The 26,866-nt window shown below is 55.6% G+C and carries 22 protein-coding genes and 3 pseudogenes; 18 read left to right on the top strand and 7 right to left on the bottom strand.

Features of this window, described 5'->3' with window-relative positions:
* Positions 1-86: 86 nt before the first annotated feature.
* Positions 87-1,433, bottom strand: a pseudogene (locus CAGGBEG34_RS02175) (YihY family inner membrane protein); the annotation flags it as partial.
* Here CAGGBEG34_RS02175 and CAGGBEG34_RS10950 point away from each other — a divergent pair.
* The 12 genes from CAGGBEG34_RS10950 (at position 1,399) to CAGGBEG34_RS02115 (ending at position 15,411) form a co-directional block, all read left to right on the top strand.
* Positions 1,399-1,695, top strand: a complete 297-nt coding sequence (locus CAGGBEG34_RS10950) for a hypothetical protein (protein ID WP_203224823.1) — start codon at positions 1,399-1,401, stop codon at positions 1,693-1,695. The pseudogene CAGGBEG34_RS02175 and the gene CAGGBEG34_RS10950 overlap by 35 nt on opposite strands.
* 53 nt (positions 1,696-1,748) lie before the next feature.
* The gene (gene waaA / locus CAGGBEG34_RS02165) at positions 1,749-3,128 is read left to right on the top strand and encodes a lipid IV(A) 3-deoxy-D-manno-octulosonic acid transferase (RefSeq protein ID WP_006682245.1); all 1,380 of its coding nucleotides are present in this window, start codon (positions 1,749-1,751) and stop codon (positions 3,126-3,128) included.
* A 112-nt stretch (positions 3,129-3,240) separates the two neighbouring features.
* Entirely contained in the window at positions 3,241-5,931 is a 2,691-nt protein-coding gene (gene aceE, locus CAGGBEG34_RS02160; protein ID WP_006682244.1) for a pyruvate dehydrogenase (acetyl-transferring), homodimeric type, read from the top strand.
* Between the two features lie 9 nt (positions 5,932-5,940).
* Positions 5,941-7,272 (top strand): dihydrolipoyllysine-residue acetyltransferase, encoded by a 1,332-nt coding sequence (gene aceF / locus CAGGBEG34_RS02155; protein ID WP_006682243.1) that lies wholly within the window; start codon positions 5,941-5,943, stop codon positions 7,270-7,272.
* On the top strand, positions 7,269-8,684 hold the full coding sequence (lpdA, locus tag CAGGBEG34_RS02150) for a dihydrolipoyl dehydrogenase (protein ID WP_006682242.1): 1,416 nt from the start codon (positions 7,269-7,271) through the stop codon (positions 8,682-8,684). The genes aceF and lpdA overlap by 4 nt, the downstream gene beginning before the upstream one ends.
* A 3-nt stretch (positions 8,685-8,687) precedes the next feature.
* On the top strand, positions 8,688-9,098 hold the full coding sequence (locus CAGGBEG34_RS02145; protein ID WP_042687701.1) for a rhodanese-like domain-containing protein: 411 nt from the start codon (positions 8,688-8,690) through the stop codon (positions 9,096-9,098).
* Between the two features lie 191 nt (positions 9,099-9,289).
* On the top strand, positions 9,290-9,547 hold the full coding sequence (grxC, locus tag CAGGBEG34_RS02140; protein ID WP_042687723.1) for a glutaredoxin 3: 258 nt from the start codon (positions 9,290-9,292) through the stop codon (positions 9,545-9,547).
* A 186-nt stretch (positions 9,548-9,733) separates the two neighbouring features.
* Positions 9,734-10,240 carry a protein-export chaperone SecB gene (gene secB / locus CAGGBEG34_RS02135; protein ID WP_006682239.1) on the top strand — a complete coding sequence of 169 codons (507 nt, stop codon included), beginning with the start codon at positions 9,734-9,736 and terminating at the stop codon, positions 10,238-10,240.
* Between the two features lie 401 nt (positions 10,241-10,641).
* Positions 10,642-11,700 (top strand): NAD(P)H-dependent glycerol-3-phosphate dehydrogenase, encoded by a 1,059-nt coding sequence (locus tag CAGGBEG34_RS02130; RefSeq protein ID WP_006682238.1) that lies wholly within the window; start codon positions 10,642-10,644, stop codon positions 11,698-11,700.
* Between the two features lie 126 nt (positions 11,701-11,826).
* Positions 11,827-12,420: a ubiquinone biosynthesis accessory factor UbiJ gene (locus tag CAGGBEG34_RS02125; RefSeq protein ID WP_042687718.1), complete on the top strand. Its 594-nt coding sequence runs from the start codon at positions 11,827-11,829 to the stop codon at positions 12,418-12,420.
* Positions 12,417-13,982 carry a ubiquinone biosynthesis regulatory protein kinase UbiB gene (gene ubiB / locus CAGGBEG34_RS02120; RefSeq protein ID WP_006682236.1) on the top strand — a complete coding sequence of 522 codons (1,566 nt, stop codon included), beginning with the start codon at positions 12,417-12,419 and terminating at the stop codon, positions 13,980-13,982. Before CAGGBEG34_RS02125 ends, ubiB begins: the two co-directional genes overlap by 4 nt.
* 157 nt (positions 13,983-14,139) lie before the next feature.
* A complete protein-coding gene (locus tag CAGGBEG34_RS02115) occupies positions 14,140-15,411 on the top strand; it encodes a glutamate-5-semialdehyde dehydrogenase (RefSeq protein ID WP_006682235.1) in 1,272 nt (423 codons plus the stop codon).
* A gap of 151 nt (positions 15,412-15,562) precedes the next feature.
* Here the strand turns inward: CAGGBEG34_RS02115 and asd are convergent, their stop codons facing one another.
* The 3 genes from asd to CAGGBEG34_RS02100 all read right to left on the bottom strand — a co-directional run bounded on the left by asd (position 15,563) and on the right by CAGGBEG34_RS02100 (position 18,367).
* Positions 15,563-16,672, bottom strand: a complete 1,110-nt coding sequence (asd, locus tag CAGGBEG34_RS02110) for an aspartate-semialdehyde dehydrogenase (RefSeq protein WP_006682234.1) — start codon at positions 16,670-16,672, stop codon at positions 15,563-15,565.
* 93 nt (positions 16,673-16,765) lie between these two features.
* Entirely contained in the window at positions 16,766-18,067 is a 1,302-nt protein-coding gene (locus CAGGBEG34_RS02105; protein ID WP_006682233.1) for a citrate synthase, read from the bottom strand.
* Between the two features lie 24 nt (positions 18,068-18,091).
* On the bottom strand, positions 18,092-18,367 hold the full coding sequence (locus tag CAGGBEG34_RS02100; protein ID WP_042687712.1) for a succinate dehydrogenase assembly factor 2: 276 nt from the start codon (positions 18,365-18,367) through the stop codon (positions 18,092-18,094).
* A gap of 232 nt (positions 18,368-18,599) precedes the next feature.
* On the opposite strand from CAGGBEG34_RS02100, the gene CAGGBEG34_RS02090 reads away from it, so the two are divergent.
* From CAGGBEG34_RS02090 to CAGGBEG34_RS12295, 4 genes are all read left to right on the top strand, one after another.
* Positions 18,600-19,310 (top strand): hypothetical protein, encoded by a 711-nt coding sequence (locus CAGGBEG34_RS02090; protein ID WP_006682231.1) that lies wholly within the window; start codon positions 18,600-18,602, stop codon positions 19,308-19,310.
* Between the two features lie 250 nt (positions 19,311-19,560).
* Positions 19,561-20,373: a M15 family metallopeptidase gene (locus CAGGBEG34_RS02085; protein ID WP_006682230.1), complete on the top strand. Its 813-nt coding sequence runs from the start codon at positions 19,561-19,563 to the stop codon at positions 20,371-20,373.
* 36 nt (positions 20,374-20,409) lie between these two features.
* Entirely contained in the window at positions 20,410-21,141 is a 732-nt protein-coding gene (locus tag CAGGBEG34_RS02080; protein ID WP_006682229.1) for a UDP-2,3-diacylglucosamine diphosphatase, read from the top strand.
* Positions 21,142-21,299: 158 nt separating this feature from the next.
* The gene (locus tag CAGGBEG34_RS12295) at positions 21,300-21,488 is read left to right on the top strand and encodes a hypothetical protein (RefSeq protein ID WP_042687696.1); all 189 of its coding nucleotides are present in this window, start codon (positions 21,300-21,302) and stop codon (positions 21,486-21,488) included.
* Positions 21,489-21,506: 18 nt separating this feature from the next.
* Here the strand turns inward: CAGGBEG34_RS12295 and CAGGBEG34_RS02070 are convergent.
* Both CAGGBEG34_RS02070 and CAGGBEG34_RS12290 read right to left on the bottom strand, forming a co-directional pair.
* Positions 21,507-22,410: pseudogene (locus CAGGBEG34_RS02070) on the bottom strand (IS256 family transposase).
* Between the two features lie 23 nt (positions 22,411-22,433).
* Positions 22,434-22,694, bottom strand: coding sequence for a hypothetical protein (locus CAGGBEG34_RS12290; protein ID WP_238984934.1), 261 nt, complete (start codon positions 22,692-22,694; stop codon positions 22,434-22,436).
* 644 nt (positions 22,695-23,338) lie between these two features.
* Between CAGGBEG34_RS12290 and CAGGBEG34_RS11290 the strand changes: the two genes are divergently transcribed.
* Positions 23,339-23,518, top strand: coding sequence for a hypothetical protein (locus tag CAGGBEG34_RS11290; RefSeq protein ID WP_203224822.1), 180 nt, complete (start codon positions 23,339-23,341; stop codon positions 23,516-23,518).
* A 229-nt stretch (positions 23,519-23,747) separates the two neighbouring features.
* Here the strand turns inward: CAGGBEG34_RS11290 and CAGGBEG34_RS11560 are convergent.
* Positions 23,748-24,554: pseudogene (locus tag CAGGBEG34_RS11560) on the bottom strand (IS21 family transposase); the annotation flags it as partial.
* 863 nt (positions 24,555-25,417) lie between these two features.
* Between CAGGBEG34_RS11560 and gspE the strand changes: the two are divergent.
* Positions 25,418-26,863, top strand: coding sequence for a type II secretion system ATPase GspE (gspE, locus tag CAGGBEG34_RS02050; RefSeq protein WP_042687691.1), 1,446 nt, complete (start codon positions 25,418-25,420; stop codon positions 26,861-26,863).
* The last annotated feature ends 3 nt before the right edge of the window (positions 26,864-26,866 follow it).

Genomic DNA, 26,866 nt, shown 5'->3' with positions numbered 1-26,866 from the left:
CAGGCGTTTCGCACAGCCGCGCTGGCGACGTTGCGCCTTCTTGCCGTACTAGATGTACTGTCTGCGTCGGCGCGCCTTGCCAGCGCGGCTGTGCGAAACGCCTGGGTCTCACTGGCGCCCGTAAGCCCGCGTCGGGCGGTACCCGGAATCCTCATGTTGCAGATACAAACAGACGCGCAAAGAGGGATTTCCAGTGCATCATTACGCAACGCTGCGCGCAGCGCCGGCCCATCGATATAGGCCCTGTCGCGTTCGAGCCGATGGGTCACTTCAGCGCGGTTGACTGCCAGGCGATCAAATACGGCGGCCAAGGTCAGACGGTCCGGATTGGCGACCAATATCCAGCGCTGAGCCGCCGTATCTAGTTGCGCTACCCATTGCTGCGCTTCAAGCCGCGCGAGCAACGCGCAGACCGCTGCAGACTCATTGCCAAGCGCGTCTGCCAGCATCGCGGTCGAACAACCAGCGCGTCCCGCCATGCGCGCGGCCGCAAGCCGCGCCAGAATTGCAAGCGCGTTTAGAAAATCGCTGCCGGAGAAGCAGGGGCGCGCGCGAGCGCCTGTACGAAAAGCCGCCAGCGCTGCGGTAAACACTGCGCCGCCAACGGTGACCAGCCAGCTTAAATACACCCAAAGCAGAAAAATCGGCACCGCAGCAAATGCGCCGTATATCGCGGCGTAGGTTGGAAAGGCGCGGATATACAAACCAAAGCCGCGTTTTAGCAGTTCAAATGCCAGAGCCGCCAGCGCTCCGCCAATCCATGCATCGCGCCAGCGGATGCGATGATGCGGCAAATAAAGATAGAGCATCGTGAACGCGAGCGCAGAAAGGGGCAGCGTTGCCCCCGCCAGCGCCCAACGGACTAAGGGCGGCACCGCGCGCGCCGCCAGCGTTTGCCCAAGCAGCCAGGAGGAAATCGACAAGCTGGCGCCGACCAGCAGCGGTCCTAAGGTGAGCGCCGCCCAGTACGCCAGGATGCGCTGTGCGAGCGGACGCGGTTTACGCACGCGCCAGATTTGGTTGAACGCCGATTCAATGGTCATCATTGTCGCCATCGAAGTGATGCCAAGCGAAATCAGACTCACTGCAGTCAGGCTCTTCGCACGCGCCGAGAATGCATTTAGCGTCTCGAAAATCTGTGCATTGACCTGTTCCGGCATCAACTGATCGGTCAAAAAATCCCGCAAGGCGCGCTCGAATGCGCCAAAAATCGGAAAAGCGGTGAACAGTGCGAAGGTCACCGTCAACAGCGGCACCAGAGATAACACAGTGGTAAAGGTCAGGCTGCCGGCGACTTGCGTCACCCGGTCTTCGCCGCTGCGCTGCATGATCAAATACACAAATCGCTGTGCTGTTGCGCAATACAATGCGCACTTGCGTACCAGAGCATTTTTCACGTTGCCCCTTCCATTTCCAATGAAGGATATCCTCATTCTGTACTATAGCCATCATGGCGCGCGCGAATTAGAGCATTTTTCAGTGATTTTCCCTGTGTCGCTTCTCTGCTCAGAGTATTCGGGATCGCTGCGGGGTCGCCTCCATTGCTTTGCGATGGAGACCTGCTCCGCCCGCATCGATCCCCATACTGTCTTCGCGCTCGCTCCTTGGGCCAATCGACTGAAAAATGCTCTAGCGCAGGTGAGCGCGCAGGCGCGCATACGCACCGTGCCGCCGGTTCAACCGCAACCGCGTTAAAAGGGCGGGTGTGCAGATTGAGCCTTCCACACTTACAAAACCATACAAGCGTGTTGCTCCATTTTTTCTATCGCGCCTTATGGTGGATCGCCGCTCCATGTGCGGTGATGCGTTTGCTGTGGCGCGCGCGGCGCAACAAGCAATATGCGCGCCATATCGGCGAACGCTTTGGCGATGCGCCGGGCCGTCCGCTGGATGATCCTGCGCCGCTGCTGTGGGTACATGCAGTATCCGTCGGCGAGACGCGCGCCGCGCAGCCGCTTGTTGAAGCATGGCTTGCCGCTCATCCGCATACTCGCGTCTTGATGACGCATATGACGCCGAGCGGCCGCGCGATGGGAGAAGCGCTTTTTGGCGCGCGCGCGCTGCGTTGCTATCTGCCGTATGACATGCCATTTGCGATCCAGCGTTTTTTGGCGCGTTACCGGCCGGCGCTGGGCGTGATGATTGATACGGAAATATGGCCGGCGTTGATCGACGTTTGTGTGCGTATGGAGGTGCCGCTTGCACTGGTCAACGCGCGTATGTCGGAACGCTCGTATCGCGCTTACCGCCGCGTCCTGAAATTCAGCGCGCGCGCAGCGCATGCGTTATTCGGACGCTTCGCGTGCGTGCTCGCGCAAAGCGAAGCGGATGCGCAACGGTTGCGCAAGCTCGGCGCTGCCAATGCGGTGGTGAATGGAAATCTGAAATTCGATATGAAAACGCCCGATGCACTCATTGCGCGCGGGCGCGCCTGGCGCGCGGCGTTCGGCGAACGGCCGGTCTGGGTTGCGGCCAGCACACGGGCGGGCGAAGAAATACGGGTGCTGGATGCGTTCAGGCAATGCGGCGTATCTTCGGCTTTGCTGATTCTGGCGCCGCGCCATCCGCAGCGTTTCGACGAGGTGGCAGCGCTGCTCAAACGCGAGGGATGGCGCGCCGTGCGGCGTACCGCATGGGCGNCGGTGCAAGCGGAGCAGATGCCATTCCGGTGCAATGAAGATGACCCTATACCTGCGCCGCTGCATTGCAACCGGGCTGGAGAAGCGCCTGCGCTCCCGGCCGAGGTGCAAATTCTATTGGGCGATTCAATGGGCGAACTCGGCGCATACTATGCCGCGTCGAATTGCGCCTTTATCGGCGGCAGTCTGCTGCCGTTCGGCGGACAAAATTTGGTCGAAGCCTGCGCGCTGGGGACGCCGGTTATCATTGGCCCGCATACATTCAATTTTGAACAGATCAGCAAAGATGCAATGGATGCAGGCGCTGCGCTATGCGTTGCCGATACCGCGGCGCTGGCCAGCGCGGTGCGCGCCCTATTGACGGATGCACCGCGCTGCGCGGCCATGAGTACGGCAGCGTTGGCATTTGCAGCGCAACATCGCGGCGCAACCGCGCGCGCCATGAAAGCGCTCAAGCTCTTACAATATAGCTCAGAGCATTTAATTTGAGACAAGGAAGCAGCCGACNANGACAGTATACAAATACGGCGAGCTTTGAAGCCGCCGTATCAGATTAAATGCGTTTGGCTATAGATACACTTGACTTGCATCAGGCAAAGCAATGGACCTGCAGAAAGACCTCACTCACGAAAACGACCCAGACCCCGGTGAAACAGCGGAATGGCTGGATGCGTTGAAAGGCGCGCTCGCTGCCTGGGGAGAAGAAGGGCCGCGGCGCGTGCATCATTTGATTGAAAAGCAGATTGAATTCGCTCGTCTGCATGGCGAACATCTGCCGTTTTCAGCCGATACGCCGTATATCAATACGATTTCACTCGATTCTCAGCCGCCGACGCCGGGCGACCAGAATATTGAGCGCCGAATTCGCTCGTATACGCGCTGGAATGCGCTGGCAATGGTGTTGCGCGCCGGAAAAAATACCAATGTTGGCGGGCATATCGCGTCGTTTGCGTCGAGCGCGACGCTGTACGAAGCCGGCTTTAATCACTTCTGGCGCGCGCCATCCGAAACCCACGGCGGAGATTTGATCTACTTTCAGGGGCATTCATCGCCCGGCGTATACGCGCGCGCTTTTCTCACGGGCCGCCTGAGCGAAGCGCAGCTCGACCGCTTCCGGCAGGAAGTGGACGGCAAAGGGATTTCCTCCTATCCGCATCCGTGGCTGATGCCTAAATTCTGGCAGTTTCCGACGGTGTCGATGGGTCTTGGCCCGATCATGGCGATTTATCAGGCGCGTTTTATGAAGTATCTGGCGCTGCGCGGCATTGTGAATACCGCAGGCCGCAAAGTCTGGGCATTTATCGGCGACGGTGAAACGGACGAGCCGGAGTCACTGGGCGCGATTGGATTGGCGGGGCGCGAGCGGCTCGACAATCTGATTTTTGTCGTCAACTGCAATTTGCAGCGGCTGGATGGCCCGGTGCGCGGCAATGGCAAGATCATTCAGGAACTGGAATCCAGTTTCCGCGGCGCGGGCTGGCGGGTGATTAAAGTGATCTGGGGCAGCCGCTGGGACGCACTCTTTGCGCGCGATACAACGGGCGCGCTGATGCGCCGGATGATGGAAGTGGTCGATGGCGAATATCAAACCTATAAAGCGAAAAGCGGCGCGTATGTGCGCGCGCATTTTTTCAATACGCCTGAACTCAAGGCGCTGGTCGCGGATTATTCTGATGAGGATATCTGGAATCTGAACCGCGGCGGCCACGACCCGCACAAAATCCACGCCGCTTTTACCGCAGCGATGCAAACGCAAGGCCGTCCGACGGTGATTCTGGCGAAGACGATCAAAGGCTATGGCATGGGCGAAGCGGGCGAAGCGCTCAATATCACGCATCAGCAAAAGAAAATGCCGGTGGATGCGCTGCGCAAGTTCCGGGACCGGTTCCGGTTGCCGATTGCCGATGAAGAGCTTGCGGAGGTTCCATACCTGAAATTTGCTGAAGATTCAAAAGAACTCGCTTATCTGCGCGCGCGCCGCGCCGAACTGGGCGGCGATCTGCCCGCGCGCCGACCACGCGCGCAATCGCTGCCGACGCCTGAGTTGAGCGCTTTTGAGCCGATATTGAAAGGCGCGGGCGCGGGCCGTGAAATTTCGACCACAATGGTCTTTGTGCGGATTCTGACGCAACTCATGAAAGACAGAACGCTCGGCAAGCGGATTGTGCCGATTGTTCCGGACGAATCGCGCACCTTCGGCATGGAAGGTTTATTCCGGCAGTTCGGCTTGTGGAATCAGGACGGTCAGAAGTATGTGCCGGAAGATTCAGAACAACTGATGTTTTACAAGGAATCGGAGACCGGCCAGATTCTGCAGGAAGGCATCAACGAAGCGGGCGCGATGTGCGACTGGATCGCCGCGGCAACATCGTACTCGACGCACGGCGAGCCGATGATTCCGTTTTATATCTTTTATTCGATGTTCGGCTTTCAGCGGATCGGCGATCTGGCGTGGGCCGCGGGCGATCTGCGCGGGCGCGGCTTTTTGATCGGCGGCACGTCGGGCCGCACAACGCTAAACGGTGAAGGACTGCAACACGAAGATGGCCATTCGCACCTGTTTGCCGCAGCGGTTCCGAATTGCGTCAGCTATGATCCAAGCTTTGGTTACGAGCTCGCGATGATTGTGCAGGATGGCCTGCGCCGGATGGCGCAAGAGCAGCACGATGTGTATTACTACATCACAGTGATGAATGAAAATTATGCGCATCCCGCTGCTCCGGATGGCATTCAGGCGGATCTTCTGAAAGGCATGTATTGCTTCAGAAAGGGCGAAGACGCGGGCAAAAAGAGCGCGCCGCGCGTACAACTGCTCGGTTCGGGCGTGATTTTCAACGAAGTGATTGCGGCGGCGAATCTGTTAAAGAACGACTGGGGCGTCGATGCCGATCTGTGGAGCTGCCCTAGTTTTACCGAACTGGCGCGCGACGGGCAGCAGCAAGCGCGGCACAATCTGCTCCATCCGCTCGATTCGCCATCGCTGCCGCATGTCGGCAAGTTATTGCAGAATGCAAAAGGGCCGGTGATCGCCGCAACCGATTATGTGCGCGCCTATGCCGAGCAAATCCGTCCATTTGTGCCAAACCGTTATGTGGTGCTCGGTACGGATGGTTTTGGCCGTTCCGACACGCGCGCGAAATTACGCCACTTCTTTGAGGTGGACCGTTATTGGGTGGCGGTAGCCGCGCTCAAGGCGCTTGCGGACGAGGGCACCATTCAGTCGCGCATGGTCGTTGATGCGCTTAAAAAATATCAGATCGACTCGAATAAACCTAATCCTCTTTCTGTTTAAAATTCCATAATGAGCCAGTTTCTGGAAGTGAAAGTACCGGATATCGGCGATTACAAAGATGTGCCGGTGATCGAAGTCTATGTACAGTCGGGTGAGTCCGTCGAAGCGGAGCAATCGCTGATGACGTTGGAGTCGGATAAAGCGACGATCGATGTGCCGAGTCCGGCGGCGGGCATCGTGAAGGAAATCCGTCTGAAGGCGGGCGATACCGTGTCAGAAGGCGCGCTGATTCTGCTGCTTGAACCGGCGGTGAACGGGGCGCAAACCTTTGACTCTGCACCGGAAGCGTCCGCGCCTACAGAAGCTTCAGCAACAGAATCGCCTGCGTCCATATCCGCCGCTGTTCCGCCCGCGCTTGCGGCAGAGCAGAAGCGCGTTGCACCGCCGCCTCCGCTTGCAGCCGCGCCCGCCATCGCGCCGGACACGGGCGCAGCCTGTCATGCCAGTCCCTCTGTGCGCCAATTCGCGCATACCCTCGGCGTGGACATTGGCCGCGTTCAAGGCAGCGGCCCGAAGGGGCGTATTACGCACGACGATGTGACCGCTTATGTGAAAGATGTATTGCAAAAAGGCGGCGGCGCGGCCTCCGGTGCAACCAGTCCCGGCGGTTTTGATTTACCGGCCTGGCCGAATATCGAGTTCGCAAAATTTGGCGCGGTCGAATCCAGGCCGCTATCCCGCATTCAAAAAATATCCGGCGCAAATCTGCATCGTAACTGGGTGATGATTCCGCATGTCACTCATCACGAAGAAGCGGACATTAGCGCATTGGAAGAATTCCGCGTACAGCTCAATCGGGAACAGCAAAAAGCAGGCATCAAAGTGACGCTGCTCGCTTTTCTGATCAAAGCCAGTGTTGCGGCGCTCAAGCAATACCCGTATTTCAACGCCAGCCTAGCGGGCGATCAGTTGATTCTCAAACAGTACTACAACATTGGTTTTGCCGCCGATACGCCGCACGGGCTGGTTGTCCCGGTGATTCGCGCGGTCGACCGGAAAGGCGTGCTCGAAATTGCGCAAGAAACGGCGGAACTTGCAAAGCAGGCCCGTGACGGAAAGCTGAGCGCAGAACACATGCAGGGCGGCTGTTTTTCAATTTCATCGCTGGGCGGTATCGGCGGCACTGCGTTTACGCCGATTATCAACGCGCCTGAAGTGGCCATTCTGGGCGTTTCGCGCAGCAGAATGCAGCCGGTCTGGGACGGCGCGCAGTGTGTGCCGCGTCTCTTGCTGCCCTTGTCTTTATCGTATGATCATCGCGTCATCGACGGCGCTGCTGCGGCGCGCTTTAGCGCAACGCTCGCACGGTTGTTGACCGATTTCCGCCGCGCGCTGCTATGAAGAATCTCGAATGTGACGTATTGGTGCTGGGCGCAGGACCCGGCGGCTACGCGGCGGCGTTTCGCGCAGCCGATCTTGGATTGAAAACGATATTGGTCGAACGCGAACCCACGCTTGGCGGCGTCTGTCTGAACGTCGGCTGCATTCCGTCGAAAGCGTTGCTACACACTGCTCATATTCTACAAGAGGCGCGCGCGCTGGCGGCGCACGGGATTGACTTTGGCGCGCCAAAAATCGATTTGGACAAATTACGCGCCTTCAAATCCGGTGTCGTATCAAAGCTCACCACAGGTTTGGCGAGCCTGGCGCGGGCGCGCAAGGTGCAAGTGGTGACGGGCACAGGCAGCTTTGTCAATACACACCATCTTGAAGCAGAAACACAGGATGGCACAACGCGGATTCAATTCAGACAGGCCATTATTGCCGCTGGCTCAGAGCCAGTGAAACTGCCATTTCTGCCGATTGACTCGCGTATCGTCGATTCGACCGGCGCGCTCGAATTGCCGTGCCAGCCGGAGCGGATGCTGGTCATCGGCGGCGGCATCATCGGGCTTGAGATGGCAACTGTCTATGCCGCGCTCGGTACGCAGGTCGATGTGGTTGAAAGGCAGGATGGTCTGATGATGGGCGCAGACCGTGATTTAGTGAATGTTTGGCAAAGCTTTAACCGTCAGCGCTTTGCCAATCTGATGCTGAATACGCAAACCGTGCAGGCGGAGGCGAAAGACGAAGGCATCCATATCCGCTTTGAAGGCGTTGCCGCCCCCAGTCAGTTGCAGCGCTACGATCTGGTGCTCGTCGCCGTTGGACGCACGCCAAACGGCGCCGCTATCGGCGCTGACAAGGCGGGCGTGCGGGTGACTGAGCGCGGTCTGATCGAAGTCGATCATCAGCAGCGCACGAATGTGCCGCACATTTATGCGGTGGGCGATATTGTTGGCCAACCCATGCTTGCGCATAAAGCCGTGCATGAAGCGCATGTTGCGGCGGCGGCCGCTGCAGGGGAAAAATCGGTTTTCGACGCGCTCCAAATTCCATCGGTCGCGTATACTGATCCTGAGGTTGCGTGGACTGGAAAAACAGAGGCGCAGTGCCAGGCGGAAGGCATTCCTTACGAAAAGGCCGTTTTCCCGTGGGCCGCATCAGGCCGCGCTGCTTCCAATGCGCGCGATGAAGGGTTGACCAAACTGCTCTTTGATTCAAACACGCATCGCCTTATTGGCGGCGGTATCGCCGGCATTTGCGCGGGGGATTTGATTGGCGAAATTTGCCTGGCGATTGAAATGGGCGCGGACGCAACGGATATTGGCAGAACCATCCATCCGCATCCGACGCTCTGCGAATCGGTGGGCATGGCCGCGGAGTGGTTTGAAGGCGTCTGTACCGATTTGCCGCCGCAGAAGAAGAGGTAATTCGTGACATTCTTCACAGAACCGTTGAATCTGATTTTGATCGCGGCGGCGGCAATTTCCGGCGCGCTGCTTGTCTGGCCAATGCTCACGCGCCGGGCGCGGGCGTTGAGCATTGCCCAGGCCACGCAACTGATCAATCGCCGCAATGCGCTGGTGATCGATGTGCGCAGCGCAGATGAATACCAGTGCGGACATCTGCCGCGCGCGCGCAGAATCGGACTGGATGAGCTCCAAAGCCGGATTGCGCGCATCGCCAAAAATAAAAATCATCCCGTCTTGCTGGTCTGCCAGACTGGCGTGCGCACACGGCGCGCTGAGGCGACTTTAAAACAGATGGGTTATACCGAAGTATTTGGACTGCAAGGCGGCTTGGCAGCCTGGCAGGCAGCGGGACTGCCATTAGTTCAGCAATAGCAATCTGCGCTTCCTAGAGCATTTTTCAGTGATTTTCCCTGTGTCGCTTCGCGCTCGCCGTATTATTCATACTGTCTTCGCGCTCGCTCCTCGGGCAAATCGACTGAAAAATGCTCTATCTTGCGCGCAAAGGCAGTGCGGAAGCAGCACCTGCATTCAGGCAGGCATCTAATCTTTCAGCAGGGCATCCTATGAAAAAAGTCCTCATGTACAGCACCAGAATCTGTCCCTACTGCCAGGCGGCTGAACGGCTGCTGAAATCGCGCGGGGTTGAGCGCATTGAGAAAATTCTGGTCGATGAAAATCCAGCGCTGCGCGAACAGATGATCCAGCGCACGGGCCTCAAAACGGTGCCGCAGATTTTTATCGGCGATATGTATGTCGGAGGTTATGACAAAGTGGCACAGCTTGATCGAAGCGGCGAGCTGGAAAAATTGCTGGAGCTGTAAGAACCTGTTCACGATCTGTGACGAGCGCCGGTCAGCCAAGGAGGACGGAGCGCAGGAACCGGAGCATATTGATATATGTGAGGATTCCGAGCACCGCCCGACGCAGGCTCACGGGCGCGCAGTAAGATCGTGAACAGGTTCTAAGAGCCGCCCTCCTCTTTTCTTTTATATATCTAGCATTTATTCATGTCCAACACGCCCCTGCCAGAATCCGGGCAATCGGCGCCCTCTTTTAATATTCAGCGGGTGTATTTAAAAGATTTGTCCGTTGAGCAGCCGAATTCGCCTGACATTTTTCTTGAACTTGAGACGCCCGCCGTCGAAGTGGAAATCAATATCACCGTCAGCCGCCTCGCGGAGCATATTTTTGAAACCGTGCTGACGTTGACAATGACGGCGAGCATCAAGGAAAAAGTGGCGTTTCTGATTGAAGCGCAACAGGCGGGTATCTTTGATATTCACCACATGCCTCAAACGCAAATCGAACGGCTATTAGGCATCGCCTGTCCAACGATTCTCTTCCCTTACTTACGCGCAAATGTCGCCGATATTCTGGCGCGCGCGGGTTTTCCTCCGGTTCACTTAAGCGAAATCAATTTTCAGGCGCTGTATGAACAGCGCGCCGCACAGGTTTCACAACCCAATGGCATGGATACGGATAATGCCAGGCAGAATACAGCGCCCTTACATTAAAAATAAGGGCCTGTTCACGCCTGTCCCCTGGCGTCCTGGTCGACGGGCAGGCCAAGGATGAGATCGTTTATTTGACCTTAAACTTCTTGATCGGCGGTACACTGCCCTTGTTTATCTGGTCAGCGCGCCAACATTTTTGGCTGCACTGCGCGCCGAGAATATGTCATTGACTGCCTAAGCGCTCAATATTCGTTTGAACTGACAGGCGATATAAATTTGGAATGATCTTGTTTGGCAGGCAGATGGATCTCGTTTTTTAGGACCCGCACAATTAAACAAAAAGAAATTTTTAGATTGAGTGGAATGAGATCATCTGAAAAATGCTAAATAATGAGTGATCAGTGTGAATTAATTGTTCACACGGCCTAAGGGCAGAGGCAAAACAACACCATTGCAAACGGATGAATCTCATCGTTCTTGGCGCGGGCGCGTGGGGCAGCGCGCTTGCGAATCATCTCTCGAAACATCATGAAACGACGCTCTGGACGCGCAACGCGGCGCATCTTGCGCAGATTGCGCGCGAGCGGCGCAATGGGCGTTATTTACCTGGCATCCCGCTCACGCGCGCGCTGCGTTATGAGGCGGATTTACAGAAGGCCCTGAGGCATGCGGCGGATGCGTTGTGTGTGATTGCAACACCGCTGGCCGCGTTGCGGACAGTATGCGTCGCGATACGCGCGTCGGGATGCCTGCCCGCGCATCTTATTGTGGCCTGCAAAGGCTTTGAAAATGACACGCGGCAGATGCCGCATCAGATCGCGGCGGAGGCGCTCGGCCCGGCGCTCAGTTGCGGGGTGCTCTCCGGTCCCAGCTTTGCGCGCGAAGTTGCGCAGGGATTGCCGTGCGCGTTGACAATCGCCAGTCGATCCGCCGTTTGCCGTGAGCGGGCGGTGCAGGCTTTTCATCAGGGCGCGATGCGCATTTACGCAACCGATGATGTCATTGGCGTAGAAGTCGGAGGCGCCGTGAAAAATGTGCTCGCCATCGCAGCGGGCATTGCGGACGGCTTGGGACTCGGCGCTAACGCGCGCGCGGCGCTGATGACGCGCGGCCTGGCCGAGATGACGCAACTCGGCGTTGCATTAGGCGCGCGCGCCGGGACATTGATGGGTTTATCAGGGCTGGGCGATTTGATTTTGACCGCAACCGGTGATTTGTCACGCAATCGCACGGTCGGCGTTCAGTTAGCGCGCGGCCAACCGCTGAATGCCATTCTCAACGCGCTCGGCCATGTTGCGGAAGGCGTGCGCTGCGCCCGCGACATCCGTGAATTAGCGCGCGTCCACGCGATCGAAATGCCGATTACGCAAGCGGTCTGCACGGTATTGTTTGAAGGCTGCGCGCCGGACAAAGCCGTTAAAGCCTTATTGCAGCGCAAGGCGAAGGCTGAATGCAGTCAGACAGACCGGCGATTGCGTAAAATTTTTCAAGAGCAGTCCTCGACCGCTGTGTATGGGTAGCCTTTTGACTCGCGCCTTCTGATTCCGATGAATAAGCTCTACCGCTTCTTTTCCGCTCGCCTAGAGCATGTTTCAGCAGCTTGCTCGGCGTCACTTCGCGCTCGCCGCATTATTCCGCCCGCGCCAGTGGCAATCTCACTGAAACATGCGCTAAATGCGTTGCTGGAACGCGAAACATGGGCGCGCGATGCGCTTGTTCTGCATGCCGGCAGCGCCGCATGTTTTTCCGTACCGCCGTTTGCATTTGCATTGACGGTGCAGGAAGACGGGTACATTGCAATCGCGCCGGTCGACAAAAATGCAAACCCTCCCGCGGTTTCGATGACCGTACCCGCCGCAGCGCTGTCTGATGTTGTAAACGGCGGCATGAAGGCGGTGATGAAACGGGCCAGAATCGAAGGGGACGCCGAGTTTGCAGCAACGCTTGCCAAGCTCGCCGAGTATCTACGTCCGGATTTGGAAGAGATACTCGCGCATTGGATTGGCGATACGCCCGCGCATTGCGTAGGGCAGGGCGCGCGCCGGTTGCGGCAATACCTTCGGTCCACGACGCAGGCTTTATTTCAATCGGGTGCCGAGTATGCGCTCGAAGAAAAACCGCGTTGGCTCGGTGCATCCGCATTTGCAGGTTTTGCAGCGGAAGTTGTCCAGTTGCGCGATGCGACGGAGCGGCTTGAAAAACGAATCGCGTGTCTTGAGACAGAAGGCGCGCGCAGATGAAATGCCTGTTGCGCTTATGGACGATGAGCCGCGTCGTCTGGCGTTTCGGACTCGATGAAATTGCGCTTTCACACCTCAAGTACCGCTGGGCGGCCCGCTTGCTGCTGCTGATTCGCCGCGGCCGTGTTTTCGATGCCTCGCGCGGCGTGCGTATCCGCTGCGCATTTGAACAGTTAGGGCCGATTTTTGTCAAATTCGGACAAATGTTATCGACGCGGCGCGATCTGCTTGCGCCGGATATTGCCGATGAGTTGGCAAAACTGCAAGACCAGGTGCCGCCGTTTGACTCAAGCATTGCGATTGCGGTGATTGAAGCGGCGCTTGGTCAACCGGTTGAAGCAATATTCGAGGATTTCGAGCGCATACCCAAAGCCAGCGCGTCGATTGCCCAGGTGCACTTTGCGCGCTTGAAAACAGGCGCGGATGCGGGCCGGCGCGTGGCGGTCAAAGTGCTGCGGCCCGGCATGCAAACGGCTATTGGGCGCGATCTGGCGCTGTTGCGCCCATTGGCGCGCTGGATTGAGCGGTGGTGGGAAGATGGCAGGCGGCTCAAATTGCGCGAAGTCGTCGCCGAATTCGACGCGATCTTGCATCACGAGCTGGACCTAATGCGTGAGGCAGCCAACGCGAGCCAATTGCGGCGCAATTTTGCCGGCTCAAAAGTGCTACAAATTCCTGAAATGATCTGGCCGCTTTGCGCGTCCAATGTGCTCGTGATGGAGCGGATGGAGGGCATACCGATCAGTCAGACTGAAACGCTGCACCGCGCGGGCATTGATTTACCCAGGCTGGCGCGCAACGGCATTGAAATATTTTTCACGCAAGTGTTTCGGGACGGCTTTTTTCATGCCGATATGCACCCGGGCAATATTCTGGTGAGTTTGAATCCAGCGCATTCCGGTGCTTACATCGCGCTTGATTTCGGCATCGTCGGTGCGCTGTCCGACTTCGACAAAAACTATTTGGCGCAGAATTTTCTGGCGTTTTTTAAGCGGGATTACCGCCGCGTTGCCCGCTTGCATGTCGAATCCGGGTGGGCGCCGCCCGATACGCGCATTGAAGAACTTGAAGGTGCAATCCGCGCCGTCTGCGAACCTTATTTCAACAGGGCGCTGAAAGATATTTCACTGGGGCAGGTGCTGCTCCGTTTGTTCCAGACTTCACGCCGTTTTCAGGTTGAAATACAACCACAACTGAGCTTATTGCAAAAAACGCTGCTCAATGTCGAAGGCTTAGGGAAAGAGCTGGACCCTGAGCTCGATCTGTGGAAAACCGCCCAGCCTTATCTGGAGCGTTGGGTCAAAGAACAGATCGGCTGGCGCGGCTGGCTAGAGCGCTTCAGGCTTGAGATGCCGCAGTGGAGCCGGACATTGCCGCAACTGCCGCGTTTAGCCTATCAGGCGTTGTCCGCCAAGGCAAATCATTCAGCGGCGCGAAATGAGCAGTTAATGCTCCAAATGCTCTCCGAGGCGCGTCATACGCGCCGTTTATTGCAACTCATGCTGGTATCCGGGTGCGCGGCTGCTATCGCAGGAGTCATAATATATGTATCAATAAAATGATCGCAGAACGTTATTGCTCTAGCCTGCTTCTCGGAAAGCCCAGATTTTTCAAGTCTGTCCACGAATTCAAGCGTATCGAAAGCAGCGTGTGCCATAAAATAACCCTTTCTAACGCCTTATTGTATTTCAGAAAACGCCAAGCGCATTCAAGCCATTGATGAACCTGGATAACTTCATCACCCATCTCGGTCAGCGCGCGCGCGCCGCGGCGCGCGTCATCGCGCGCGCGCCCACCGCCGCCAAGAATGACGCGCTTGAATGGATCGCCGGCGCGCTTGAGCGCGAATCTGAAGCCTTGCAAAGCGCGAACGCGCACGATTGCGCGCGTGCGCGAGAGGAAGGATTGTCTACTGCATTGATGGACCGTCTGAGGCTCACAGAACGCACAATCGCCAGAATGGCCGCGGGGCTGCGGCAAATTGCAGCCTTGCCCGATCCGGTTGGCGAAATCCATCATTTAAAGCGCCGGCCGAGCGGTATTCAAGTCGGACAAATGCGTGTGCCGATTGGCGTCATCGGCATTATTTACGAAGCGCGGCCTGAAGTCACCATCGACGCGAGCGCGCTCTGCCTAAAAGCGGGCAATGCTGCCATCCTGCGCGGCAGCCGGCATGCGCTTCAGAGCAATCGCGCGCTCGCGCACGTGGTCAGCGCAGGGCTGGAAGCGGCGGGTTTGCCAGCGAATGCCGTGCAGCTCGTCACAACGCCTGAGCGCGCGGCCGTTGAAAAGCTCGCAACAATGACGCAATACATCGATCTGATTGTGCCGCGCGGCGGAAGAGGTCTGATTGAGGCGTTGATGGCCTGCGCGCGCGTGCCGATGATCAAACATCTGGACGGCGTCTGTCATGTTTATATTGACGATGCCGCTGATCTTGAGAAAGCGCGCGCGATTTGCGACAACGCAAAAACGCAGCGGTTCGGCGTGTGTAATGCGATGGAAACGCTGTTAGTGGCGCGCGGGATAGCTGCGGCAGCGCTGCCGCTGGTTTGTCAAACGTTGCGTAACAAGAATGTCGAACTGCGCGCGTGTCCGCAAAGCGATGCAATATTGGAGAACGCCGGCGTTGGTCCGCGCACGCCTGCGGTTGAAGCAGACTGGCGCGCTGAATATCTGGCGCCCATCCTGTCGATTCGCGTCGTGGACGGACTCGACGCAGCGATTGAACACATGAATACCTACGGCTCCGCACATACCGATGCGATTATCACGGAGCGGCACGCGCATGCCATGCGGTTCTTGCGCGAAGTGGATTCTGCGAGCGTGATCGTCAACGCCTCCACCCGCTTTGCCGACGGCTTTGAATACGGCCTAGGCGCGGAAATCGGCGTTTCAAACGACAAGCTGCACGCGCGCGGCCCGGTCGGCCTGGAAGGACTCACCTCAGTGAAATATATTGTCCTCGGCCAGGGTGAAGTACGCTTATAAGAGCCTGTTCACAATCTTACTGCGCGCCCGTGAGCCTGCGTCGGGCGGTGCTCGGAATCCTCACATATATCAATATGCTCCGGTTCCTGCGCTCCGTCCTCCTTGGCTGACAGGCGCTCGTGACAGATTGTGAACAGGCTCTAAGAACGTGTTAACAGAGTAAAAGCCGCAACATCCTGCGTAACGGTTCGGCGGCGCCCCATAATAATTGATCGCCGACCGTAAAGGCGCTGAGATATTGCGGGCCGAACGCCAGTTTGCGCAATCGGCCGACCGGAATAGAGAGCGCGCCGGTCACGCGCGCGGGCGTTAACCCAGTCTGGGTTGCAGTGCGCGTGTTAGGGACCACGTTGACCCAGTCGTTGGCGCTGGCAAGGAGGGACTCAATCTCATCAAGCGGAATATCCTGGGCGAGCTTGACCGTCAGCGCCTGCGCATGGCAGCGCATCGTGCCTATCCGCACGCATAAACCATCGACCGGAATTTCCGGCGTCTGATTCAGGATTTTGCTGGTTTCCGCGCCCACTTTCCATTCTTCGCGCGATTGGCCATTGCCAAGATCCGTATCGATCCACGGAATCAAGGACCCGGCGAGTGGAACGCCAAAGTGCTCGGTGGGCATTTGAACGCTTGTGATGGCGGCCTGGATACGGCGGTCGATGTCTAAAATCGCAGCGGTAGGATCAGCCAGCTCTTTTGCCGCGGCCCGGTACAGCGCGCCCATCTGCCGCAGCAGTTCACGCATATGCCGAGCGCCCGCGCCTGAGGCCGCCTGATAGCTCATCACGCTGATCCATTCAACCTGTTTTGCGCGAAACAGGCCGTGCAGCGCCATCAGCATCAATGAAACGGTGCAGTTGCCGCCGATGTAGTTTTTAACGCCGCGCGCAAGCGCCGCGTCGATCACATCCCTATTGACCGGGTCGAGCGCAATCACTGCATCACTCTGCATGCGCAGCGCAGAAGCGGCATCAATCCAATAACCGTTCCAGCCCGCCGCCCGCAGCGCCGGAAATACCGCCTTTGTGTATGCGCTGCCTTGACATGTGAGAATGATCCCGCAACGCTTTAAGGCGGAAATATCATAGGCATCGAAGAGCCGGGGCTCGCTGTGCGCGGCAAAGGCCGGCGCCGCGCCGCCCGCATCGCTTGTACTGAAAAACAGAGGCTCAAACAAGGCAAAATCATTCTCTTCGCGCATGCGGGCCATCAGCACTGAACCCACCATGCCGCGCCAGCCAATGAAGCCAAGGGTTTTCATATCACCGTTTTGCAAAGCGCATTCGTACCGGTTCGCATTTCGGCGCGCCTTGTAAACAGGAACGGTCTGGAAAAATACAGAATGAACAGGCTTTTAGCGTTGCCCAATCGGCTTCACCATGCGCGGCGTCTGGCCGACAAAAAGCTGGCGCGGCCGGCCGATTTTCTGGTCTGGATCCGAGGTCATTTCGTCCCATTGCGCAATCCAGCCGACCGAGCGCGCCATCGCGAAAATGCACGTAAACATTGTGCTTGGTATCCTCAGCGCGCGCAGCACAATGCCCGAATAGAAATCGACATTCGGATACAGTTTACGGGAGATAAAGTATTCGTCTTCAAGCGCGACTTTTTCCAGCGCCATCGCAAGTTTGAAGAGCGGATCATTATGCAGTCCCAATTCCTGCAGCACTTCGTGACAGGTTGCCCGCATCAGCCTGGCGCGCGGGTCATAGTTTTTATAAACCCGGTGTCCAAATCCCATCAGCTTGACATCCGAACGCTTATTTTTCACTTGTTTGATAAATTCGGGGATGCGCTCAGGCGCGCCAATGTCTTCAAGCATTTTCAGCGCCGCTTCATTCGCGCCGCCGTGCGCAGGCCCCCATAGACACGCAATGCCCGACGCAATACAGGCGAAGGGATTTGCGCCCGATGAACCCGCAAGCCGCACGGTGGAAGTGGAGGCATTCTGTTCATGATCGGCATGCAAAATCAGAATCCGGTCGAGTGCGCGCGCCAACACCTCATTGATCACATATTCCTCGCATGGATTGGCGAACATCATATGCATGAAGTTTGCACTGTATGACAGCGTATTGCGCGGATACATAAAGGGCTGGCCGATATGGTAGCGATACGTCATCGCGACCAGAGTCGGCAGCTTGGCAATAATCCGGATCGCCGAAATCTCGCGCTGGCGCGGATCATGAATATCCAAGGTATCATGGTAAAAAGCGGATAGTGCCCCGACGCATCCAGTCAGGATCGCCATTGGATGCGAATCGCGCGGAAAACCCTGAAAGAAGGTACGCTCCTGTTCATGCACCATCGTATGATGCGTGACAAGATTTTTGAACCTTTGCTTTTGCTCCGGATTGGGTAATTCGCCTTTGAGCAGCAAATAGCTGATTTCCGGAAAATCGCATTGCGTTGCGAGCTCCTCAATCGGATAACCGCGATATAGAAGCTCGCCCTTGTCGCCATCGATATAGGTAATCGCCGATTTGCACGAAGCCGTCGACATAAATCCCGGGTCGTAGGTGAACCGGCCCATTTGAGCGTAAAGCTTGCGAATATCAATGACATCCGGGCCGACGGTTCCCTTGTAAACGGGTAATTCAATGCTGGGCGAACCATCGTTGAAAGAGAGCGTCGCTTTTAGGTCTGACGGAGTCATCACATCCTCGAAACAAGTAAAAAATTAAACCGAGCGCAGCCGTGCCCACATACGCATCATCTCTGGCGTTGCCCATTCTCCCTCCGGATGGATGCGCATGAGCAGAATATTCGACAATACGTCATCGCTCAAAGCCAATATCCGGCGCAATATCTCTATGTCCGAACCATCGAGCGCCGTTTCATAACGGCTGAAAAAGCGCTCGAAGATCAAATCATTTTCAAGCCGTCCGCGCCGCGCGCGCCAGCGTAACCGACGAAGCTCCAATAGCCGAAGAGAGGAAGTGAAGAGATGCGGCATGATCAGAATTATAAAACCCATCTCCTATGCAATGTCGTTCAGCCACTTTGCATTTGGCCGGGCTCAAAACACGGCGTTCTAGAAAACGGCGGCGCAAATATACCGTGTGTTTGCATCAAAAAACGGGCATATTCAACCAGATCAAGTTCAATCCTATGATTTTTCAGGCGCACTTTGGTCAATTTATTCTTTTCTAAAATCGAAGACTGTGACTTCATATTTGGAGAAATGAATGGATCAATTAAAAAGGATAAATATTGCTCTGTCTGATATTATTGAAGAGACATTCGACATCGCCCACTTAAAAGACGCGCGAACAGGAAAATACATTCAGAGCAGTCCGGGCTTTGCTGAAAAACTGGGGCTTGAATCAGCAAGAGATGTGATCGGCCTGACCGTGAATGATCTTATCACCCATCCAAAAACATGGGGCGGCAAAAACTTCAGCCCAGGCTTTGTGCAATGGCGGGGGCAGCAGCCGGAAATATTTAAAAACTTTGATCAAAAAGTACAGAGCACAAAATGCCGCGCCCGTCAGGAAACCCTGCTTTTCTCTCCCGAAGGGAACATTCTGGTTCAGGATACGATCAAAACGCCGATTTTTGACCACAATCATAAAACAGTCATCGCCATCTATACCCACAGTCGCGATTTTACTTTTCAACGCAGCCTGCCTGAACTGCTCAGTTTGTATACGGAATTTTATCCGCAAGAGCAGGCGATTCAGCATTTACTGATGCACCTTGAAATTGATGGCTATTTCAATGCATTACCCACTCCCGAAGAGATGAACATCCTGTTTTCCATTCACCAAACTCCCCATATGGACGAGGCAACCGTTCATTCCCCTCATTTCTTATCCCTTCAAGAGAAAGTAGAAAAAAACGATTGGCAGGAAATGTTGATCCGTTTATGCGCAGTCCCTGCTATTGAATGCGGATAATTGCTGCTGTCGCCTTCTAACCGGCATGAGGCGAGAACACGCCAGAGTCAGCGGAAAATTATAAAATCCGTCAATCATCCAAAGTGTAGTACGTTGCTTTTTGTTTCTATATCCATCTTCGCGAATTCGATTTAACTGGAACACCTATTGATATCAGAGAAAATCGGGTTTCCTTCTCTTTAAACGATGTGATTCAAGCAAACAGAATGCGTGCTCAAACAGCGGAGCGGATTGTTTAAGAAGGCTTGAGATGCGTATACTGATACTTCTTACGTTGATACCTGCGATGGCAGTGCTGATGGGACATTCGATGAATCTCCACACAAAAATAACGAATACCTCTTCAGCTCATCCAAGGCCCGCGTCTCTGGTCAACCGCCGTCCAGCGGAGTTTGTACTTCTTAAAGACGTTGCGCCTCATATCGTTCAGGATATCCGTTATGCGGGCGCGCACAACTTTGTTGGCCGGAGAATTGCGGGTTATGAAGCCGCGCAGTGCATCCTGACGCGCCAGGCGGCGTTTGCATTGGCTCAAGTGCAGGCAGCGCTTGAAAAATCCCGCCTGGGTTTAAAAGTGTATGACGGCTACCGTCCGCAAAGGAGCGTGGATGATTTTGAAGCCTGGAGCCTTCAGCCTGAACTGCAGGATATGAAGGCCGAGTTTTATCCGCGGGTGGATAAAAAAGACTTTTTCAAGCTGGGGTATGTGGCTAAAAAATCCAGCCATTCGCGAGGCAGCACCGTTGATTTAACTATTATTCCGCTGTCTGTTCAAACGCAAAACAGGGATACGCCCCATCAGCGCCCGATGCCTTGCACTGCATCCGCCAGCGAACACTCAGCGGAGAATAGTCTGGACTTCGGCACCGCTTTTGATTGTATGGACGAGCGTTCGCATCATGACAATTTGGAAGTTGGAATCGTTGCCCAATACAATCGCAAAATGCTGCGCGCGCTGATGGAGAAATACGGCTTTGCAGCCTATCAGCAAGAGTGGTGGCATTACACGTTGAAGAATGAACCGTTTCCGGATACGTATTTCAATTTTCCAGTGACCGACTAGAAATTTCATAAATAGCTGCTAAGCGCAGCGCTGCTGATGGATAGCCGCCCGCTCTATTTCATTTCAGACCTGCATCTGAGCGCGGCGACGCCCAAAACATATGCCGCTTTCGCGCATTTCATCGAGACAACCGTGGACGATGCGCGCGCTGTGTATATTTTGGGCGATTTATTTGATTATTGGGTTGGCGATGAAATGCTGAGCGCGCCATTTGCGCAACAGCTCAGCGCACAGTTGCGCACGCTGGCGGAACGCGGCATTGCGCTTTATGTGATGCCCGGTAATCGGGATTTCTTGCTGGGCGCGCGTTTTGAGGCCGCGGCGGGTGCGCAGTTGCTGGAAGAGCCAGCCGCGGTCGAGGCATTGAATCATCGTTTTGTGTTGACGCACGGCGATGCCTTATGCACCGAAGATCGCGCATACCAGCGCTTCAGGCGTTGTGTGCGCTGCCGCGCAGTACAGCGCTTTTTTCTGCGCTGGCCGATGCTGATACGGCTTATCCTGGCAGACTGCATCCGCGCGCTGAGCCGTATGCAAAAACAACCGTATAAGAAGAAAGGCGGTGACGTTACATTAGAGGCCGTGATGCAACTGTTTGCGCAAAGCGGCGCATCGATCATGATTCACGGCCATACCCACCGGCCTGCACGTCACCAGTATGACACTGCGGTGCGCTGGGTATTGTCTGACTGGGATTTCGACGGCGGTGCCGCGCGCGGCGCTTATTTGCGGCTGGATAGGGAAGGAATACGTTCCATTTCGCTCTAGGGAAGGACTGCATAAAGCGCGGACTGTATGCTTGAGAGGATTCCTCTATTGCAGGGATATCCAATGACGCCCATCAATCCAGGCCCGAACCTGTTACGTAAGCGCACACGCAAACAAGTCTTACTAGCACTTTTTGCAGCAGTGGTTCGGTCTGTCGGATGCGGCGATGGAAGAAACGCTGTACGATCCGCCGCTGTACCGTGTATTTTCGGGAACAGATGTTTTCGAAGATCAACGCTCTGCTGCGCGAGAAGGGGTTGATGCTGCGTTCGGGCACGGTCGTCGATTCCGCGCTGACCCAGTCATCGCACAGATGGGGCGGAGGTAGTGTCCGAAATTTTGTGTGAGAGGCCGGGTGATAAAAACTATTTCATTGCATCGGTAAACCGTTCACCGAACAGGATGGCGAATTGATTGGCGGCCTGTTTCCAGATAACCGGAGGCATTTTCCAGTTCTTCTCGATGTTGCGCAAAGCGAGAAAGCGCAATTTTTTGGCGGCTTGATCATTGGGGAAATGGCCGCGGTTTTTGACGATTTTGCGCAGTTGCATATGCAGACTTTCAATTGCGTTGGTTGTATAAATCATTTTTCGAACGTCAGGCGGATAGGCAAAGAAAGGAATCACTTGTTCCCATTGTCTTCGCCACATTTGGCCAATGATCGGGAATGTGCGAGCCTAACCGCTTTGCTCAAAATCTTCCAAAGCCTCTTGCGCTCTTTCCAGTTGGCAAAGGCGAGTGAATTGCGAATCAAATGGACGGCAGGTTTGACTGGGTCTGCGGATAGACGGTTGGGTAGCGTGCGCAAAGCCATGCAGCCCATCAACGACGGCGATGAGAATCTCGCTTAAGCCCCGATTGCGCAACTCATTAAAGACCTTCAGCCAGAATTTGGCGCCCTCGGTGTGTTCAATCCAAAGCCCCAGCACTTCTGAGCAATCATCCGCGCAAATGCCTAACGCAAGAGATACGGCCTTGTGTTTTACGCGCCCTTCATCTCGAATCTTAAGCCGCAGCGCATCAAGAGACAATGGGATACATCGCTTCAAGCGGGCGCGTCTGCCATTGTTCCACTTCAGCCAGCACTTCATCGGTGAGGGTTGAAATGAGATCAGGCGAGACTTCCAGTCCGTACAACTCGAGCAAATGCCCGCGAATCTCACGTGCATACATGCGGATCACATGATCATCAAAGCCAGGCAAGCGCCGTGGATATTTGGCAATGAGCGCAGGCTCAAACGTGGAAAGCCGGTCTCGCGGAATATCCAACGGTCAATCACCCGCAGGCGTGATCACGGTCTTCGCGCTGCTGCCATTACGATGGTTACCCGTTTTTCCTTGCACGCTCTGTTCAGCCAGAGGGGGGGGTTCAGTTCAGCCTCCAGCCTCCGCTCCGCCAACCGTTTCTTCAGTTGGCCTGCCAGTCCCGTTTCGCCTAACAGCGACTCCGCATCTTTGCTCTGTACCTGGCTCAGCAATGGGTCTATCCGTTCATCCGAAAATAATTTGCTGCTCTGAGTTTGCTGTGTGTCTTTCTTCATCGTTTCGTTCATGTGAGTTCCTTTTCCTCATATCTTCACGACCTCTACACACAAAATTCCTGACAGGCTCCGCCCCGAGCCTGTCAGAAATTTTGTGTATGGAGGTCATGAGATGATGATTCAAAAAAGGAGTGCTCATGATCGAAATGAAGAAGCCCACAACGGACAAAAAATATCCAGACAAAATATTTTCAGATGAACGGATAGACCCATTGCTCGCTCAAGTACAGACTAAACAACCCTCGCTTACAAAGCGAGGGGGTTAGAAATCAGGAGTCGATTTGAAATCGACCGTCATCGTGCACAGGCTCGCCCGCTTGTTCCTGATGTACCGCTGTATCCTTTCGTCGGTAATGGTGCCGGAACTGACAGCCAAATAGTCTCTGGCCTAGAAGTGCCTTCCCCAAAATTGTTTCCGCAAATGCCGCATAGCGACAAGCTTAACTTTCACTTCGCCTGAAAGCGAGGGCTTTCAACCGTCCCCGAAGAGAACAGTAACTAAGCCTGATAATTCGCTTATTTATGAGAGTTCAAGATATACAGCGTATGCGGTTAGCACTTCTGATCAAAGCTCAATATGAGTCTCAAGCTGACTTCGTGCGAAGAACTGGTCAAAACCAAGGAGAAATTTCGGCGCTTCTGAAAAATAAGTCGTTTTGGGAAAAAAAGCGCGCAGAATTGAAACAGACTGCGGTTTAGAGATCGGATGGCTTGATCGTCTTGATCAAGCGTTAGAAACAGAAAACGAAGACAGAAGCAGCAGAACTATAATACCCATCAGTGCTAGAGAAAGAGAATTATTTGATTTATTTGCATCTTTGCCAAGAAGTGAATAAGACGAGCTTTTTTGCACCCTTGAGAAGAAAAAGGAGTATTACGACAAGATGCTTGAGGAACTTCTAGCAGCTAGAAGGAATTCTGCTAAGACGAGCTAAAAATAAGTTGTAATATACATAAAATGAAGAACGCCATGAGTTTGAACAGTAAAGTGATCGTCTCATCAAAAGGGTAGTCGTGATTCCATCCATGTTACGAGAAAAGTTAGGCATAGTCGATATTGACTTAGCATTTCTGGAAGTGCGCCAGTTCATAGCGTTGGGAGGGCAATGGCCGTAATGCGGGGCAATCCAGGCGCTCACACCATGCCCAACGAGTCTGGCCGAGTTTTTTAAGGGGCCGTTGGTTCAGGTCTTCAAGGCATGTACGAATGGCTTTGTTTCACTCAGCCAGACTGAAGAAGCGCTGATGGCGCGGCCGCGCCAGAATCCATCGCTCAACAATCTGTACGCCGACTTCAGCCTTGGCTTTATCTTGGGGTTTTCTTGGACGGGCGGGCAGCATCGCTGTCGCGTAATGACACACAAAGTCCTGTGCGGTACGCCCCAACGCGGGTTCGTAGCGATCTGGCTGTGCAATGAGCGCCGGATTGTCTGGAGCAATGAAGGCGGGCACACCTCCGATAAATTCCATCGCATCGACTCGCGCGCCGATCCAATCCGGCATCGCCTCGGATTTGCGTATAGCGGTAGGTGGAAGTGCCAGGATTCGCTTCCAGATATTCTTTCCCAGAGCAGTTGCAACGTGACGCCCTGACGGTGCTGCTCCTGATGAATTCGGGCATCGTCGGGTTCAATCCGTCTGTGGGTCAGACCCGAGGGACGTCACTGTAAAGTACGCTCAAGCGTATCTTCGTCCAGTCCTTGCACCTTGGCCCAACCAAGCTCCGATGCTCATGCGCGCGCTGCATACCGGCAGAATCGCACCCACACTGATCCTAAGCGCCCGACTGATTGGGCGATGCGATCACCCACAGGCCCACTTTAAACAGAATACTTCTTTTAATTTGCGCATGGCGATCCGATGAGCGGGCATTCCCTCGACTCCAAAAAGGCGTCAAGTCAATGCCTGTCAAACCCTCACGCGCAACTTCATCGCCAGACAAAATTCCGCTGCCTTTTCGGCAACTGGATCACTCATTTCGGAAATGATCGAATACCGAGCACGATTCAGCGACATCACGGATCATCTTTAACCGGAATCCGTGATCATCTTCGACCGAATTGATTGATCCACTTCCCAGAAATACGCACCATGTCCTGGAAGCCTTCCCAGGGAAGGGTCAGTTGCGGCCGTTCGAGGCGGAGTTTGCCAGGCTCCGTCGAGCGCTCGCGGTCGTTGGTGAAGAACGGGATATATTAAAAAAAGTAGTAGACATCTTCTCAGTACCGCGCGCGGAAAATTCGAATTTATGAAAGCGCATCGATCCGAATTCACTGTAGAGGGGATGTCCAAGGCGTTGGGTCTCACGCGCGGCGGTGACTACCGGCGCCTCAAAGCGGGGCCATCCCAAAGGGCCTTGGCGAATGAACGGCTAACCCAGAAGATTCACGAGGTTTTCGAGGCGGGTTGCCAGACTTACGGCAGCCTCCGAGTCACAGCCGCCGCCTACCACGTCTGGACGCCCGATATCCCCTGCCTCCGCATTTGGGAGGGGGCTATATACGTGGAGGGATTTTATAATCGGACTCGGCTGCATTCAACGCTGGGGGGCCGATCTCCAGATCCATTCGAGTAGCAGGGGATAACATGAGAATCGCCTTTTCTTTCTGTCAACGAAAAGTTGCAAGATCACACCGCCTCTGTTGTGCCGGCGCTTCCATGTAATATTTGCCCGTCCCCGCTCCTTGGGCTGATGGACATTCTTTGCTCCACCACTCTCCGAGATCGTACATCTAATGAGTGTATCTGTACCTTCACCTCTTGCCGCACGGCTTGTGCCATATGCGTTCGCGCGCGCCGGACAGATTCTGATTGCGCAGCAGGATTCCGACACTCTTGAAGTCTGGGTCAGCGAACGCACGCTCGCCCGCGCGCGCGCCGAAATTTCCCGCCGCTTTGGCGCGCTCAAGCTGGTGCGCGTCAACGCAGATGCCCTCGCGCAGGCCATCAGCCGCGCCTATGCGGCGCACGACGGCAGCGCGGCGCAAGTGATTGGCGAAGTGGAAGGAGAAGCCGATCTATCCCGCCTGATGCAAGATATTCCAGAAATTGAAGACCTGCTCGAAGCCGAGGATGACGCCCCAATCATCCGCATGCTCAATGCGCTCCTCACGCAAGCGGCGCGCGAAGGCGCCTCGGATATTCATATCGAGCCATTTGAATCGGCCTCTGTGGTGCGTTTCCGCGTGGACGGCACGCTGCGCGATGTGGTGCGCCCCAAGGCAGCATTGCACGGGGCGCTCATTTCAAGACTCAAAATCATGGCACAGTTAGATATCGCTGAGAAAAGGCTGCCTCAGGATGGCCGTATCACGCTGCGCGTCGGCGGGCGTCTGGTCGATGTGCGCGTCTCGACGCTGCCGACCGGACATGGCGAACGGGCAGTATTGAGATTGCTTGAGAAAGATGCGCAACGGCTCAATCTAGACACGCTAGGCATGGCCGCCGATACGCAGCGGCAATTTGATACGCTGATTACGCGCCCGCATGGCATCGTGCTGGTCACCGGCCCGACCGGTTCGGGAAAAACCACCACTCTGTACGCTGCGCTCTCCAGACTTGAGACCGAGACGGCCAATATCATGACAGTCGAAGACCCGATTGAGTACGATTTGCCCAAGCTGAGCCAGACGCAGGTCAACGAACGGATTGGCATGAGTTTTGCGCGCGCCTTGCGCTCCATCCTGCGCCAGGACCCGGATGTGATTATGATCGGCGAAATCCGCGATCTGGAAACCGCGCAAATTGCGGTACAGGCTTCACTGACCGGCCATCTGGTGCTGGCAACCCTGCATACCAACGACGCCGCATCCGCAATTACACGGTTAACAGATATGGGCATCGAGCCTTATTTGCTCTCATCCAGTCTGCTTGGCGTGCTTGCGCAGCGGCTGGTGCGGCGCCTGTGTCCGGCGTGCCGCGTTCAGCAATCGGATGGCTGGCATCCTGCCGGCTGCGCGCAATGCCTGCAATCCGGCTACCGCGGCAGATGCGGCGTGTACGAGCTGCTCGTCGTCGATGAAAGGCTGCGCTCGCTGATCCACGAACAAGCGGCGGACGCTGAATTATTGGCAGCGAGCCGGGCGCGAGGAATGCGCACCTTATCTGAAGACGCGCAACGCTGGCTCGCGTCGGGCATCACGTCGCGCGAGGAAATCATGCGTGTGGCAGGAACTCAGTAGGAT

It is taken from the genome of Candidatus Glomeribacter gigasporarum BEG34, from assembly GCF_000227585.1.
In the GTDB taxonomy this organism is placed as follows: domain Bacteria; phylum Pseudomonadota; class Gammaproteobacteria; order Burkholderiales; family Burkholderiaceae; genus Glomeribacter; species Glomeribacter gigasporarum_B.
Note: the sequence above shows the minus strand (reverse complement) of the source record. Positions and strands in the feature narration are given on the sequence as shown.